The organism is Paenibacillus sp. 7516, from assembly GCF_002272715.1.
Taxonomy (GTDB): Bacteria; Bacillota; Bacilli; order Paenibacillales; family Paenibacillaceae; genus Paenibacillus; species Paenibacillus illinoisensis_A.
Genome location: NZ_NPBI01000004.1, coordinates 87,784 through 102,588, shown reverse-complemented (window position 1 = coordinate 102,588; position 14,805 = coordinate 87,784). Strand labels below are relative to the sequence as shown.

At 42.5% G+C, this 14,805-nt stretch carries 13 protein-coding genes; 7 read left to right on the top strand and 6 right to left on the bottom strand.

Going from position 1 to position 14,805, the window contains the following annotated elements; genetic code table 11:
- Positions 1-9: 9 nt before the first annotated feature.
- Positions 10-1,362 carry a sensor histidine kinase gene (locus CHI14_RS02660; protein ID WP_249280977.1) on the bottom strand — a complete coding sequence of 451 codons (1,353 nt, stop codon included), beginning with the start codon at positions 1,360-1,362 and terminating at the stop codon, positions 10-12.
- Between the two features lie 71 nt (positions 1,363-1,433).
- On the bottom strand, positions 1,434-2,141 hold the full coding sequence (locus tag CHI14_RS02655; RefSeq protein WP_095286880.1) for a response regulator transcription factor: 708 nt from the start codon (positions 2,139-2,141) through the stop codon (positions 1,434-1,436).
- A gap of 154 nt (positions 2,142-2,295) precedes the next feature.
- On the opposite strand from CHI14_RS02655, the gene CHI14_RS02650 reads away from it, so the two are divergent.
- Positions 2,296-2,553, top strand: a complete 258-nt coding sequence (locus tag CHI14_RS02650; RefSeq protein WP_024630063.1) for a GlsB/YeaQ/YmgE family stress response membrane protein — start codon at positions 2,296-2,298, stop codon at positions 2,551-2,553.
- A 143-nt stretch (positions 2,554-2,696) separates the two neighbouring features.
- Here CHI14_RS02650 and CHI14_RS02645 read toward each other — a convergent pair whose 3' ends face one another.
- Complete coding sequence (locus CHI14_RS02645; RefSeq protein ID WP_095286879.1) at positions 2,697-4,094, bottom strand: catalase; 1,398 nt, start codon at positions 4,092-4,094, stop codon at positions 2,697-2,699.
- Positions 4,095-4,271: 177 nt separating this feature from the next.
- On the bottom strand, positions 4,272-5,027 hold the full coding sequence (locus CHI14_RS02640) for a pentapeptide repeat-containing protein (RefSeq protein WP_095286878.1): 756 nt from the start codon (positions 5,025-5,027) through the stop codon (positions 4,272-4,274).
- Positions 5,028-5,359: 332 nt separating this feature from the next.
- Here CHI14_RS02640 and CHI14_RS02635 point away from each other — a divergent pair, with 332 nt between their 5' ends.
- The 4 genes from CHI14_RS02635 to CHI14_RS02615 all read left to right on the top strand — a co-directional run bounded on the left by CHI14_RS02635 (position 5,360) and on the right by CHI14_RS02615 (position 10,760).
- Complete coding sequence (locus CHI14_RS02635; protein ID WP_095286877.1) at positions 5,360-6,898, top strand: glycine betaine uptake BCCT transporter; 1,539 nt, start codon at positions 5,360-5,362, stop codon at positions 6,896-6,898.
- Between the two features lie 279 nt (positions 6,899-7,177).
- Positions 7,178-7,837: a TetR/AcrR family transcriptional regulator gene (locus CHI14_RS02630; protein WP_095286876.1), complete on the top strand. Its 660-nt coding sequence runs from the start codon at positions 7,178-7,180 to the stop codon at positions 7,835-7,837.
- A gap of 112 nt (positions 7,838-7,949) precedes the next feature.
- Positions 7,950-9,086, top strand: coding sequence for an alpha/beta hydrolase (locus tag CHI14_RS02625; protein WP_095286875.1), 1,137 nt, complete (start codon positions 7,950-7,952; stop codon positions 9,084-9,086).
- A 465-nt stretch (positions 9,087-9,551) separates the two neighbouring features.
- On the top strand, positions 9,552-10,760 hold the full coding sequence (locus CHI14_RS02615; protein ID WP_095286874.1) for a sugar efflux transporter: 1,209 nt from the start codon (positions 9,552-9,554) through the stop codon (positions 10,758-10,760).
- 157 nt (positions 10,761-10,917) lie between these two features.
- On the opposite strand, the gene CHI14_RS02610 is transcribed toward CHI14_RS02615, so the two are convergent.
- Positions 10,918-11,838 carry a ketopantoate reductase family protein gene (locus tag CHI14_RS02610; protein ID WP_095286873.1) on the bottom strand — a complete coding sequence of 307 codons (921 nt, stop codon included), beginning with the start codon at positions 11,836-11,838 and terminating at the stop codon, positions 10,918-10,920.
- A 147-nt stretch (positions 11,839-11,985) separates the two neighbouring features.
- Here CHI14_RS02610 and CHI14_RS02605 point away from each other — a divergent pair, with 147 nt between their 5' ends.
- On the top strand, positions 11,986-12,537 hold the full coding sequence (locus tag CHI14_RS02605; protein WP_095286872.1) for a TetR/AcrR family transcriptional regulator: 552 nt from the start codon (positions 11,986-11,988) through the stop codon (positions 12,535-12,537).
- 400 nt (positions 12,538-12,937) lie between these two features.
- On the opposite strand, the gene CHI14_RS02600 is transcribed toward CHI14_RS02605, so the two are convergent.
- Positions 12,938-13,807, bottom strand: coding sequence for a helix-turn-helix transcriptional regulator (locus CHI14_RS02600; protein WP_095286871.1), 870 nt, complete (start codon positions 13,805-13,807; stop codon positions 12,938-12,940).
- Between the two features lie 77 nt (positions 13,808-13,884).
- Here CHI14_RS02600 and CHI14_RS02595 point away from each other — a divergent pair, with 77 nt between their 5' ends.
- Positions 13,885-14,595 (top strand): DUF4386 domain-containing protein, encoded by a 711-nt coding sequence (locus tag CHI14_RS02595; protein ID WP_095286870.1) that lies wholly within the window; start codon positions 13,885-13,887, stop codon positions 14,593-14,595.
- The last annotated feature ends 210 nt before the right edge of the window (positions 14,596-14,805 follow it).

Genomic DNA, 14,805 nt, shown 5'->3' with positions numbered 1-14,805 from the left:
GAAGCAGGTCTACGCACGAGGCAAGACAATCGTAACGGTCGTTCCTTCCCCAATCTGACTCTCCATGTCGATATATCCATTAAACCGCTCTACAATCTCCTTACAAATCGAGAGTCCAAGACCCGAACCGTTCGCCGTGCTTGCATTTTTCGCCCGGTAAAAGCGTTCCTGCACTCTCTCCAGCTCATCGCTCGCGATCCCGATACCGTGATCACGTATCCGAATAACTATCTCGCTTGGCGTATGTTCCATCTCTACATTAATCTGTGAGTGATTGCCTGAGTATTTGATAGCGTTGTCCACAAGATTGGCGATTGCATGGGACATTAACATTGGATTTATGTTGGCGTAAACTTTTGTGGTACCCTCATCATCCGGTTCTCCCTCTGCTTTACTAACCATGATCTTGATCTCTTTATCCTTAGCCTTCGCTTCCATACTCGTTGCGACTTGCTGCAACAATTTGTTCATTTCCGTCTTCTCGACTTCCAGTTCGTTGGAACCAGCCTTGTCGAATCGGGAAAGTAATAACAGTTCATTAATCAAGCGCGTCAGTCGATCCGATTCCTGCAGCAGATGACCATAGATTTTTTGCAGCTCCTTGTTCTCGTTCTCCCCTTCAACCAAGTATTGAGAGAAACCACGAATGGCTGCCAAGGGTGTTTTTAACTCATGAGATACGTTGGAGACAAATTGTTTCTGGTACTGAATGTAATCATGAAGCTGACGCCCCATGGAATCCAGCCCATCCGCCAGCATGCCCAGCTCATCCTTCCGGTTAAGATGAACTCTTCGAAACTCCTGTCTAGAGAAACTTTGCACTGCTCCAAGCAGCAGCTTAATCGGCTTGGTTGTGTTGCGGGCAATCCACAGACTGGCTAACGTAATCAGTACAATGAAACCGCCCGCACCCACAAACAGGATATAACGGATTTGATCCATAATCGCATAAAAGTACGAAATGTCGTCAACGAACTCATACACATAAGCGTTTTCGTAAAATTGATTCTGAATGGGAGTCGCAAAATAAAGCAGATGATCTTCCGTTACGGTGTAGGCATAACTGCCGCTCAGGGCTTTCTCAATATTCTTGTCAAAAATAAGAGGTTTGCCATCATTAATGATGATGCCATCCACAGCCAAGCCCAGCAGCTGCTTGGAGCTATCATAGATACGCACCTCCTTGCCTGAAGCTTTCAGCTTCTCCAGAGCAAGTCTGACAATTTCCTGGGTCTGTGGTTCTCCTGACGATGACCTATGCTGTGCCAACACCTCACGGAAGGACAACTCGGAGAGATCGGCCTTCTCCATCATCTGCTTTTCAATGGTAATGAAGCTGTAGTAATCGATGGCTTTATTCACTGCAACAATGATGATGCCAAAGGACAGCACGGAGAAAAATAAATAATTCAGCAGTAACCGGGTTGCATACTTCAGGCCTCGCCACCTCCAAGTTGATAGCCAAATCCATAGATCGTCCTGACATACTTCGGTTCGTCCGCGTTATCCTCCAGCTTCTTCCGTAATCGCATGATGGTCATATCCACACTGCGACTGTCTCCCATAAAGTCATATCCCCATCCGATCTGCAGCAGCTCATCCCGGGTAAAGATTTTGTCCGGCCTTTTGAGTAACGTTTCCAGAATTTTAAACTCTTTGGCCGTTAAAGACACGGGGACACCGTTCTTCAGCACCCTTCGGCTTTCCAGATCAAATGTCAGCTCTTCATGAATGATGCGTGTTGATTTCACCTCTGTTCCTTCACTGGATTCCTCCTTGCTCTCGTTTCTTCTCAGAATCACCTTGATCCGAGCGAGCAATTCACGATTGTCAAAGGGCTTGGTCATGTAATCTTCTGCCCCCAGCTCAAGTCCGAGCACCTTGTCGATAACCTCATTTTTGGCAGAGAGCATGATCACAGGAACGGCACGTTTGCCGGTGATTTCCTTGCACAGGTCATATCCGGAGCAGTCAGGCAGCATCAAGTCAAGCACTACCAGGTCCGGCCCAAAAGCATCCAGCATCTGCAGGGCTATTTTACCGTTTTCTGCCGTTTGAACAACGTAATTTTCTCTTCTCAGTACGAGCTCAATTAAATCTCTGATGGCAGCTTCATCGTCAATAACAAGTATTTTCTTCAATGTGCACCCCTTCTAGCCTTGTTCCCAGCTTGAATCATCATTTACCCTCATCTTAGCACAGACACTTTAGAATCCTCCACCAACTGGAAGATGAGGTATATTCCACTGAGCCCAACATAACTTGTAATAAACCCGAAGAAAGGAGAACAACTCAATGGATCTGCTCTGGGTACTCATTGTTGGTGGACTTATAGGCTGGTTAAGCGGCAACTTGATTGGGCGTGACGTACCGGGCGGTGTACTTGGGAATATCATTGCGGGTTTTATCGGTTCCTGGTTAGGAACGGAATTGCTGGGACCAAGGGGTCCGGTGATTGGCGGATTTCATATTATTCCAGCTATCGTTGGCTCGATTATTGCCCTGCTCATCTTCTTCGCTCTGGCACGCGGCGGAGCCTTCCGAAGACGTTAACGAAGAGAGGCGGAAACCGATACCGTCGTTTATTAGAATTTTATTATGATGCTGCCACGGCATAAAGGTACAGAATAAACACAAAAGGACCGAAAGCATTCATCGATGAAAGATGAACACTTACGGTCCTTTTTTATACTGAATTATCCCTTCTTCAGTCCGGCGATCTGGCGTGCTAGCCTTTCGGCTAATGTTGCATCAGCCTCAAAAAAGTAGCCTAACACAATCGTCTGTATCTCATGAGAAGCTGCGGATAAGTCATCGGCGAGGTTCTGAATAAGATGATCCTGTTGAACTCCTGTTAGCGACCGGTAAAATTGTCCCGCTTGGGTGAAATTATCAGCCTTCGGAATATCGGATCGAACGAGCCGGCCAGCTACATAGCGCCCTTCCCCGCTCGTTACCTGATCTGCCGGTGACCAGTTTGATTGATGGTTAATCGGAATTTTGCGAAACTCCGATCCTAGGCGATGGCGCTGTGAATCCCAATAAATATTGGTGCGGCCTTGCAGCATTTTATCATCGGACAGTTCAGCACCATCCAGAAGGTTGGACGGGGAGAATGCCAGCTTCTCGATCTGCTCCTGATAATTCGTAGGGTTCTTATCCAAGACGAGTCGACCAACGGGCAGAAGCGGGAATTGACGTACATCCCACACTTTCGTGTCATCCAACGGATCGAACGGCAGCATTGCCTCATCCTGTGGGTTCATCAACTGCACATACAGCCCATACTGGACAGGTGTACCTTGTGCAATCGTGTCAAATAAATCTTTACCCGAATAATCGGGGTTCTCGCTGGCCAAGCGAGCCGCTTCTTCCGCATCGATATATTGCTCTCCAGCTAACGGAATCCAGCGATATTTGACGTAGAAGCGTTCGTTTTGTGCATTTTTCCAAACATAGGTGTTAACACTGTGTCCTGGCGTATGGCGGAGACTCTTGATCGTCCCTTCGTCCGAGTACAATCGTACAACGAAATGAGTTGCCTCTGGTGCTCTAGCAATGAAACTCCAAAATCGATTCGGATCTATGAGATTGTTAACGGGTGATGGCAGGAAAGCATGAATTGACTCAGGGAACCGAATCGGGTCTCGTACGAGAAACACGGGGATATGATTACAAAGCAGGTCGAAAACGCCTTGCTCGGTATAAAATTTCGTCGAGAATCCACGCACGTTGCGGGAGGTATCGGGTGTCCCTTTGTTACTGACCGCAAGTGAGAAACGAACGGTAACGGGAACCTGTTGTCCTGGTTTTTGCAAGAAGCACAGATTCGTATAAGCGGTCATCGAGTGTAGGGTTTCAAAATAACCCAATGCTCCAAATCCCTTTACGTGGACCGGGCGCTCTAAGATCTTTTCGTGGACAAAGGTTTCAAGTGTTTCATGCAGCATGCTGTCCTGCTCCAGAATCGGCCCCCGTTCCCCTACTGTCTGTGAATGGTGTTCCGGCGACTGCTTGGCATGCCACTCGGATTGTACATTACCTCCCTGCCAGCTTCGACCGTTTCCCTGATTGTTAGCTTTGTTACCGTCCATTGTTCCGCCCCCTATACTACATTCTCGGGGAAATATATGCACGGCTATGTACTCAATATGACAGCATGTCATATTCGATGCCCGTGTCTAGAACTTACAACGAATAAATACTGGGACATCCCTTGGTTTGAAACGACGATGCGTCTTTTTCAGAACAGCCCCGAGTTAGGAGGATTCTCACTGAACGTCCAGACTACTGAAAAATCGTTCAACAAAAACATCACCATATATTTTCTTCATATGTACTGTGTTAAAAATATATTGATCCATATGCTCAAGCTTGCGCAGACTGCGTACTAATATTTTCCGTTCATCGTCAGATAGATTAGGGTCATTGTCAATCTTCGTCATCGCATTTTTCACACGAGAGGATACCTGTTCAACATACAGATGATTTTGGGATTTTGGCGGAATACATTGCGTCAGGTCACAGTTCACAAAACGTACACCTTCAAGGATGCAGTTTTCAAAATTGGCGATTAGCTTTTGTTTGCCATTTCCCTCAAATGTAATATCCACTAGCTTCCCGGTAAAGGAACAATTGACGATATTCGCCGCTTGTAAAATCCGGTCATTGAATCTGCATTTAACAAAAGTACAGTCAATAAACGTTGCATTCTCTAATGTCATGCCTCTCATATCGCAAGAGGAAAACTCGCAATTGGTGAAAACAGCTTCGCCCTTGGCAATGCCAACTGAGCGCAAGTCGGAACGAATAAATGTACATTGATCAATCGTACTATCGGCAAAAAATCTCGCATTCGTAAGATCGCACGTATCAAATATAAGATGCTGTAAGTTACAGTTCCAAAATATAGGTGAACCAACATTGGAGTCTTTTATGGTCGTTCCACTTATCTTTACGTACTCATACCTGACAATATCAGAAAATAATTCGTTGTCTATTGATTTACCAGACTCGAGTCTATTCATCCTTCTCACCCTATCATTTGTTTCTTCAGAATCTCTTACCATTAAGAATACCTTATACTTACAAATGTTGCTCTTAAAAGTGATGATTCCCTCTTAGATTTTACACGTTATATCTATATAACTAAAACCCGAAATTCTCAATCCACCATCACCGTTTAACAGGCGATTATAGATAATATATTATTCTGGCAGGATCAAAACAAACCGAAGGGTGTTTCAATACAAGGCGATTTGTTTTATTTTATCAACAGCTGGCATTCCGAAATATTACATGCTGGACTAGTACATACTAAGGAAAAGTTAGATGAAGCTTACATAACGGAGGTCTCTTCATGGTATTTACAATCACAATTATCATCGTTGCACTATTTGCAATATGGGGAGCCGTCGCTCCTGATCAGCTTGCGGATGTGGCTAACGTTGCCTACAACTTCTCTATTCAGAATTTTGGCTGGTTTTATTTGCTGGCCACACTGTTCTTCCTGATCTTCGCTTTTTATCTGGCATTCAGCCGATTTGGTAGTATCAGGCTGGGGGATGACGATGATGAACCGGAATATTCTACGATTTCCTGGCTCTCCATGCTATTTAGTGCTGGTATGGGCATTGGACTGGTTTTCTGGGGAGTGGCTGAACCGCTGTCCCACTATTTATCTGCTCCGGAAGGGGCGGTACCCGCAACGACGCAAGCCGCAAGACTTTCCATGCGTTATTCCTTTTTCCACTGGGGGCTGCATCCTTGGGCTATCTATACCGTCATCGGTTTATCGCTTGCTTACTTCCAGTTCCGGAAAGGCTACAAAGGGCTAATCAGTTCCACCTTTATTCCTCTGATAGGTGAGCGTCTTGCGGCTGGCTGGCTTGGCAAGATCATTGATATTCTGGCGGTCATTGCCACTATCTTCGGTGTAGCAACCTCGCTTGGATTGGGTGCGCTTCAGATCGGTGGGGGTCTGAATTACTTATTTGGTATTCCTAACTCGACGCTGTCCCAGATTGTTATTATTTCAATTGTAACCGTACTGTTTTTGATCTCGGCAACCACAGGTCTGGATAAAGGTATTAAGATCCTGAGCAACACCAACCTCGTTATAGCTGTGCTATTGATGGTGTTTGTATTGGTGACTGGACCGACTTCTTTTATATTTGACACATTTACGACCACCTTGGGCAGTTACATGCAGAATATTATTAACATGAGTTTGAGACTGACGCCGTTCTCCAGAGAAACCTGGATTGGAGCATGGACGTTATTTTACTGGGCGTGGTGGATCGCGTGGGCTCCATTTGTCGGCACATTTATTGCAAGGGTATCCAAAGGAAGAACCATAAAAGAATTTGTAATTTACGTCATGATTATACCAAGTCTCTTCGGATTTATCTGGTTCTCCGTCTTCGGCGGAACAGGACTTCACCTTGAATTGTTCAATGCCGCCCATCTGGCAGAGGCCGTCAAGGAAGATACGACAACCGCTCTATTCCTTATGCTGGAACAGCTGCCTTTGGGCACGATCATAGCATTCATCGCTACGCTCCTGATCATGACTTTCTTTATTACATCGGCTGATTCGGCTACCTTTGTGCTGGGCATGCTGTCTTCCGATGGCAAGCTGGATCCGACTACAAGAGTGAAATTAACGTGGGGAATCATGCAGTCCGCCATCGCGATAGTATTGTTGATTAGCGGGGGGTTAAACGGCCTCCAGACAGCCTCCATTGTGGCCGCACTGCCGTTTGCTGTTGTCCTTATTGGTATGTGTGTCTCCCTACTTAAAGCTCTGCAGGCTGAGGACAGAGAGCGCCGCCAGAAAGAAAAACGGCAGCGCCAAAAGTTGAAACGATTACTGGAGGAACAGGAACTCGCAAAATGAAGTTCCCCCATGTAATGTATACTTGATCTCTATAGAGAAGGCACCTGCCCATAGGCGGGTGCCTTTTGATTTGCCTGCCTACATTCACATCATCAACCTACCATTGGTTACCAACGAATGTATAGAATACATAACAATTCATGAGCTCGATTTGGGTAAAGTTTGTATCAAAGTAAGCCGATTGCTACATTCTTCACGAATATTTCAATACGACTTGACTTGTGAATTGATTATCGATATGGTGTGAATGAGTTCACACTTCATATTAAGGAGTAGTCTATGCCCAAAAAAACGTTCTTTCGTTTAGATGAAGCAAGGCGCGAGGAAATATCTAATAGCGCTATGCATCTTTTTGTTGATAATCTGTACGAGGATATAACGATGAAGATGGTTTTGGATCGTTTGTCCATGCACCCCGGAACATTTTATCGGTATTTTGAAGACAAAGATGATCTTTATTGTCTCTTAATACGTAATGTGACCCAGAAAAGAGCTTCGTATTTTAATAACACGAATGAAGATTCCCTTTACCGGTTTTTCCTTACTGGCTTACTTGATAATGTTAATGGCATGATGACCGAGCCATTGAATGAGTTGGAAATCAAACTCACTAAAACAGTACTGTACATTCCTGAGGACATTTTGCTTAAAGTCTATCTGGATGTGCTAAAGGGGGAGTCATTCCCCATCATCAAGAACATTTTACGCCGAATGAGGGTTGATGGATCTCTCCGACCTGATATTGATGACGACCTGATTTCTTTTATGTTTGAGTCCATGCAGTTTAATCTTGTCATGTTTTTTAGGGAATTCGATATTAAGGACTCTAAGCTGCAACTTCAGATTAGCAAATACTTTGCTGACTTTATGGGTCACGGGCTGCTTGAAGATCATAAATATTCTGAAATGGTTAGCGATCTCAAGAAAGCCAAGGAGTAGAACTGATTCAATCGAAGATAGAATGTAATCATTTCACCGTTTTGAAAAGCACTTATAGCGCAATATATGTATTTCACATTCGCCACTTTATTCATTAAGGGGGAACAAGAAAATGAAAACGTATGACGCTTTTCCAGAACCAATTGGCGGCTACACGGTCGGTCGAACCCAGATGGATTTTGAGTACACGGCATCAGATCACTCAAAAAGAGAACTGACGGCGTTTGTCTACTATCCGTCCGACAGTAACGAAGGTAAGACGACATCAACGTACATGTTTCCTGAAGTATACGAGATGTTGAATGAGCAGCCACTTCTCACAGCGTTGAAGGATGCATACTCTATCGATATCAAGACCCAGTGTTACGACGACCTTGCTCTCTCCGGGAAGGAAAAGCGCTATCCGGTATTATTCTATGTTTGCGGCGGGGGAGGTTCTCCAGAATGGGGTACCGTGATCTGTACAGACTTGGCAAGCATAGGATATGTAGTGGTAAGCATCGGCCATCAGGATAGCACGATGTATAAGCGTAAAGATGGGCGCCTGTTTAATGTATCAAAGGATTTTTCCGATGTCATTATGGCGTTCTCTGAAGATCCGGAGATGGTGGAGTTGGCTGGTAAGATGGAGATGCGGCCTGACGATGAAACGGCCATTGAGATGTGCGAAAACGTGCTTCAACTGCCGATACTTGCCAAGTTAACAGAGTATAGCGAGTTACAGGCAGAAGATATAAGGTATGCAGCCGATTATCTTTACAAACTGGACGCTGGAGAACTGAATTCCATCTTTAAGGGCAGATTATGGCTTAACATCGGCATGGGCATAGTCGGGCATTCTTATGGAGGGCCTACGACGGCGATTGTTTGCCGGGACGACGAACGGTTCGCCTGCGGGATTGGCTTGGATAGCGGTGCGTTCGGTCTTCTCGGCAGCGACCTTAAGAAACCCTTCTTGCTACTATTTTGTGAACCTAACTATAATATGAATGCGATAATTGGCGCTAACAATAGCATGGAAACCTATTATTTCTCTGTTGATCGTGCTGCTCATTTAGATTACTGTGACATCGTGTTTACAAGTGTAAAAGAGGAACTCAGAGGCGAACGGGACGCTATGGAAATGCGAAATCTTGTAACAGACTATACGAAGAACTTTTTTGATCACTACATACTGCAGAAGGCAGCAAGTGTGGAAAGTCTGGCATACGATGGTGTGTACTTGATCAAGAAGACCTGCGACAAGTGACATAACCGAGAGATTGCTAACAAACGCATGTCAAAGAACTAGCCATACACACAGAGCCAATAACCCAATTACACGGTTATCGGCTCTCTCATATTTCGGGCATTGTTTTCTATTAGAAGTCTATCTCTATCAGGAAACCTCAGGCTTTTTCAACTGAATGGGTCCAATAAGTCCACTTGGTTCCTGTTGGGCAAAAGAAGACAAGAAATCTCGCTGATCTTTTACCAACGTATTTATAACCTCAATAATTAGTTTTTCTCTCCCTTTCTTTAGCTCCCCATGGCTTTCGAATCGATAAGACGGGCAGATCTGCACGCCTATATGCTCACCGTACCTTTTGATAGCGAAATGGGAAGCCCTCAAGTGGATGTAAAACATTTACCAGTAAAATACAATTAGACGAGATAAAGCATGGTCATGTATGGTGATTACACAACAAAAAATACTGAGGAGTAATTTTACACTATGATTAATCGATTCGTTAGCCTATTTTCCATTCCTTCGTATGCTTTACTCTTTATGTGTATGGCATTACAGGGAATGGGCATTTCGCTCAGCACCCCTTTTTTATCAATTTATTTTACGGAAAAGCTTGGCGTATCGATTGGCATGTTTGGTCTTTATCTAGCCGTTACACTAATTGCAGGAATATGGATCAGTACGCTAATCGGGAGACGTTCTGACCTCGGCTTGAATCGAAAGGGCGTTTATCTTTTCTCTACTCTCGCTAATGCCCTGGCCTTTAGTGGATATTTGTTCATTCATGATTTTCCGATTTTGTTCATTTACATGACTGTGTTTACTGCCCTTGGTGCACCAGGGATGCCCCAGTTGTTCGCTATTTCCAGAGAAGCAGTGTTAAAGAGTCATTTTACGGAGCGTGCGTTTGCTAATTCTACCTTGCGTTCTGCTTTCTCTCTCGGCTTTATTACAGGTCCTTTAATCGGCACTTTATTGCTCGATGCTATTGGATTTAAGGGGATCTTTTTGGGTACGATCGGAGCTTTCCTTCTTGTCGCTCTGCTTGTTTTACTGTTTCTCAAATCAAACACAGAAATGAAAAGCAATAATGCTGAAGTGAAAATAAAAAGTTTCCGGCTGGCTCAAAACCGGGATATTTTACTTCCTTTTCTAATTCTGATACTCATGTATACCGCTCATTGGATGAGCAGCATAAACACGGCTCTCTTTATTACGAACAATCTTGGGGGAACGACGAGCGATGTCGGTTTAGTCAGCAGTATATGTGCTGCGCTGGAAATTCCTTTTATGATTGTACTCGGTCTACTTAGTGCAAAATATAGTAACCGAATCTTGGTGTTTTGCGGGGCTATTTTCGGAGGAGCTTATTATTTCGTTATTCTTATTGCAAACGCGATGTGGCAAATGCTTGCAGCACAAGTTTTGCTCGCTGTTTTTGTCGCCGTCATTTCTGCGATTGGAATTAGCTACATACAGGACCTGCTGCCCAGAATGCCAGGATATGCTTCCACGCTATATTCCAATTCTTCCACAATCGGCAGACTGCTTGGCAGTCTTGTTGGTGGTGGAGTAGCCAGCATTGTCGGTTACCGATACTCATTTATCTTCTGCTTTATACTTATCATTGTTGCTGTAATTATGCTTGTGGTAAGTGGACGACAGCCTGTAGATGAACCGCAAATTTCAACCTAACTACGCCGATTCAATCGGATAATTTAGATTATTGAGCTTTTCCACCTATGGGGTATGGCAACTTATTCTAAACTAACCTGCACAATAGTCGAACAAAAGCAGCCGATCATGGATTAGCTGCTCTTGTTCGACTTTTTAATTATAATTCCCTGTCTGTTTAGTATATGATTTCCGATTTGATATCATTTTGATTTAAAAATTTCATTAAGTCGTTACTCAGCAGAACAATCTCATTGTTAGCATGATTTGCATAATCCGGCAACATCATATCCCTAACCATATTCGTTCGTAGCCATGTCATAAAGAAAAGATCCAAAATTAAGTTTGGAAAATTAAGTACCATTTTAAGCATTGGTGGATCAATTGAAACGCCGGCTTTTTGTATTGCCCTCAGATACGCTTTTAAAGTGACTGTTATTTTGCGTGCCGTCCTTCTGGTTCTGGCTGTTTTTTTGTCCATTATGTTATTCTCGGATTGTAAAACGCTCAACATGGCAATATCTGATACGGAATGTGTGATTAGATACGACTGCATATCCTTTTTAATAACATAAGGAAGCTTAGCTGTTTTAAATATTTTTGCGAGATTTTCAATGCGTTCTGTCACTACACCATTAATTTCTCCAAATGCTGTTGCCGCTATAAATTTTGGTAGAAATCGAGCATGCAATACTCCATCCTTAATCTGTCCGCCGAAGCCAGGAAAAGCAGGTAAAAGTCTATCCCCCACGATATCCAGCCACGAAGAAAATCCCATTGAATTACTAGTCATCGTAACTACGTTTTTGCTTTGATTATCTTTTAGCGCTAACAATGCTGATTCGGACCGATCATAACGAACGGTAACGAAAATGAAATCGTATATATCATCATTTTCGAGCGTATCGATGACATTCACTTGTATCGATCTAACTGTACCTTTTTCCTTATATCGCAGGCCATTTTCTCTTAATGATTTATATTTATTAGAACGTGCAAACAGGGTAACATCAAAACCTGCTTCAATAAGCTTAATTGCGTACATGCTCCCAATGACTCCTGCACCAAAAATTAAAATTCGATCTTGTTTTGTTGACATTAAAAACACTCCTACTTATTAACATTTCTTATAATCATCCGACAACATGTTGTATGATGTGATTATAAATTTTCATTATTTGTTGATCAACCATCAGTTTTTTATGATTTGTCGGATGATATTCTTATTCGCTAGTAGGAGGAAAACATGAAAAAGCAACCCAAAATAACGGAGAAAACAAGACAAACTTTTGTTGAAGTTTTTTGTGAGTTATACAGCCAAAAACCAATTGAGAAAATTTCAGTTCAGGAAATTGCGAATAAGTCAGGATATAACCGAAGCACCTTTTATCAATACTTTACTGACATTTATGAATTGCTAGATTTTGTTGAAAATGAGTTGTTAAATGACATTAAAAAAGAATTGGCGAATAAAGAGCTATCGATGCATACGGTTCAAGATACGCTCCATTGTCTGGACAATAGAGACCATCTCCTGGTTCTCAATGCCCTTTTGGGTGATTATGGAAGTGCACGTTTTTTAAAACGTTTAAAAAAAGAAATCACTTTAGACCAATTGGAATTGAACGTTCCACAAAACCATGCCTTAACGCCATACTTAATTGAGTTTTACCTGACAACTTCCCTATCTTTATTTCGTCTATGGCTCCAGCGTCAAAAGGATTTATCGTCAGAAGAATTTTTTAAGTTAGTGGAGAACCTATATTCAAGAGGAATTACGCCCTATTTTAAAGAATAAGTCTGTCATTCAAACCAAATCCATAGGGTTGTTTAACATTGAAAAGCGCGCATAAGCTTGTTTACACAACCCACTCCCTAAAGACTAACCCACTCTTACGGATCCGCATTTTGGTAAATACTCACTTCTCCAAGTTTTTTCAGGAAAATTGCCTCTGTTTGTGGTAGGGTTCTCCGCGTTGTCTGTAACGACACATTTCATGGCCATTCTTCGCCCATGGCTTCTAACTTCACAAGCCGGTATTTCCCAATCTGTATTGGGAAGCCCTCTACTCTAATTACTTTTCCGTCCACCGTTTTTGGCCGCCCCATGCATTACAGCAAGATTTGAAAAGTGTATTTTTAGCCCTCATGTTATCTTGAGTTCATTCATAATAATTGCAACAGAACGGAGGGCTTGGCTAATATGCTGAATCAATCGGCAGTTTTTTGATAGGTGCATATATGTGGAAGGCAGATTGAAAATTGTGAATATCATCAAAAGTTTGAATGAGCTCGATATGTGAATCCTCCGTTTCCTGCCTAGAAATTTTTAGAAATCTGGCGTAATCAGTTTTAAGGACATCTCCTATTTCAAGGAGATCACCGAAATACTTGAATTTGGCACAGAAGAGCTGTGGCACGTCAATAGTAAAATAAAAAGGTTCATTGATCTGAATGTCATATGGAATTCCAAACAGGACTTTAAAGCGGGTTGAATTAGGTTGACAATTGGAATAGATGACATAACATGGACCACTTATTGTTTTATCAATCGTCTGCAACAGTTTGTCAGAGTGAGAGCGAATCTTTGCCTTGTAATCATCATCAGCCAGATCAACTTCAAAAGCTATGCCGGTTACCCGTATGGATTCAAAGTCTGTTAGGGTGAAGTCAGTGACAATATCACCATTGATGTTTTTAACGGGTCTTCTGACCACTGATGGCATGGGTATTTGAGGAATGTTCATGTTTTGTACTCTTAGAGCGCTCGGGGCTATTCCATATTGGCGTTTAAATGCACGAGTAAATGATGATTGGGCTCCAAAGTTCAGCAGGTAAGAAATTTCTGTAAGTGATAGTTGATTGGATTCAATGAATTGTAGTGAAGCGTTCAATCTTCTGGATAGGATGTAATTGTTTAAGGAAGAACCTGTTATCGCAGAGAACAGTCTGTGAAAGTAATATTTCGACATGTTGACAGTATCAGCTACAGACTCTAATGATAAGGGCTGCTCTAAATTGTTCTCAATATGGAGTAGAGCATTCTCTATGACTGCGTAATGGTCCATAATAACCTCCAATCCATTTTTCGGAGTAACTCTGCAATTTTATACTTAAACATTAATTAACTTAAGGAGGTAGGGTAATGACGCAAGACAGAAGGAATGGAATTATAATCGGCATTTTTTATATTGTAGCTGCAGTCACTTCAGTCATCGCTGTGATCTCATATGAGCCGGTTTTATCTGAACAATGGTATTTGTCCGTGGCAAATGGTTTTAAAACACAGGTCTTGCTTGGGGTATTTAACGATCTCATGCTCGTTCTAACTGCAGTTGGTACATCGGTCATGCTGTTCCCTTATCTTCGTCGTTGGAATGAACCGCTCGCGCTAGGATATCTATGCTTTCGTTTCATGGAAGCTGTGCTTATTGCCGTAGGTGTGGTAAGTATTTTAGGCTTATTACAGCTTAGTATACATTATGAAGCAAACAGCTTAACAAGTGTAGAAAATCTTAACGAGATCGGATACATGCTGCAAGCTTTTCATCGCTGGACATCGATGTTAGGTCCCAATTTTATGCTGGGTATTAATACGGCACTATATAGCTATTTGCTTTTTAGAACAGGTTTAGTTCCAAGAACGTTAGCGCTGTTTGGTATAATTACTGCTGTACTTGTATTTATAGCAGGGCTATTAGAAATGTTCGGTATGATAGAACCTCTTTCTGCAGTAAAAGGAATGATTGCTCTTCCAGTTGGCGTATATGAATTGAGTTTGTCTGTATGGTTGATTGTAAAGGGATTTGACAAGCGAAACCTCGAGAAAATAGGAATGAATAAGGAGTATTCTTAATCTTACAACTCAGATAGATCAATAAATACGAAGAATATCCAAAGAAGCTGCTTTATTGTCAGTGGCCTTGTCAGAAAGCTAAAAGTAGTGCTATAGCGAAAGATTTCCAGCATTCCTTGGTGGATGCCTCCATATTTACTTTCTACATTCATTCAAATAACATTTTTCATAAACTCAACTCTATATTACTATAACTTGGAATCGAGGTTA

Excerpts from the sequence above, each read along its gene's own strand:
- CHI14_RS02615 (WP_095286874.1), top strand. The coding sequence starts at position 9,552 with ATGATTAATCGATTCGTTAGCCTATTTTCCATTCCTTCGTATGCTTTA.
- CHI14_RS02610 (WP_095286873.1), bottom strand. The coding sequence starts at position 11,838 with ATGTCAACAAAACAAGATCGAATTTTAATTTTTGGTGCAGGAGTCATT.
- CHI14_RS02635 (WP_095286877.1), top strand. The coding sequence starts at position 5,360 with ATGGTATTTACAATCACAATTATCATCGTTGCACTATTTGCAATATGG.
- CHI14_RS02600 (WP_095286871.1), bottom strand. The coding sequence starts at position 13,807 with ATGGACCATTACGCAGTCATAGAGAATGCTCTACTCCATATTGAGAAC.
- CHI14_RS02650 (WP_024630063.1), top strand. The coding sequence starts at position 2,296 with ATGGATCTGCTCTGGGTACTCATTGTTGGTGGACTTATAGGCTGGTTA.
- CHI14_RS02645 (WP_095286879.1), bottom strand. The coding sequence starts at position 4,094 with ATGGACGGTAACAAAGCTAACAATCAGGGAAACGGTCGAAGCTGGCAG.
- CHI14_RS02630 (WP_095286876.1), top strand. The coding sequence starts at position 7,178 with ATGCCCAAAAAAACGTTCTTTCGTTTAGATGAAGCAAGGCGCGAGGAA.
- CHI14_RS02595 (WP_095286870.1), top strand. The coding sequence starts at position 13,885 with ATGACGCAAGACAGAAGGAATGGAATTATAATCGGCATTTTTTATATT.
- CHI14_RS02605 (WP_095286872.1), top strand. The coding sequence starts at position 11,986 with ATGAAAAAGCAACCCAAAATAACGGAGAAAACAAGACAAACTTTTGTT.
- CHI14_RS02640 (WP_095286878.1), bottom strand. The coding sequence starts at position 5,027 with ATGAATAGACTCGAGTCTGGTAAATCAATAGACAACGAATTATTTTCT.
- CHI14_RS02625 (WP_095286875.1), top strand. The coding sequence starts at position 7,950 with ATGAAAACGTATGACGCTTTTCCAGAACCAATTGGCGGCTACACGGTC.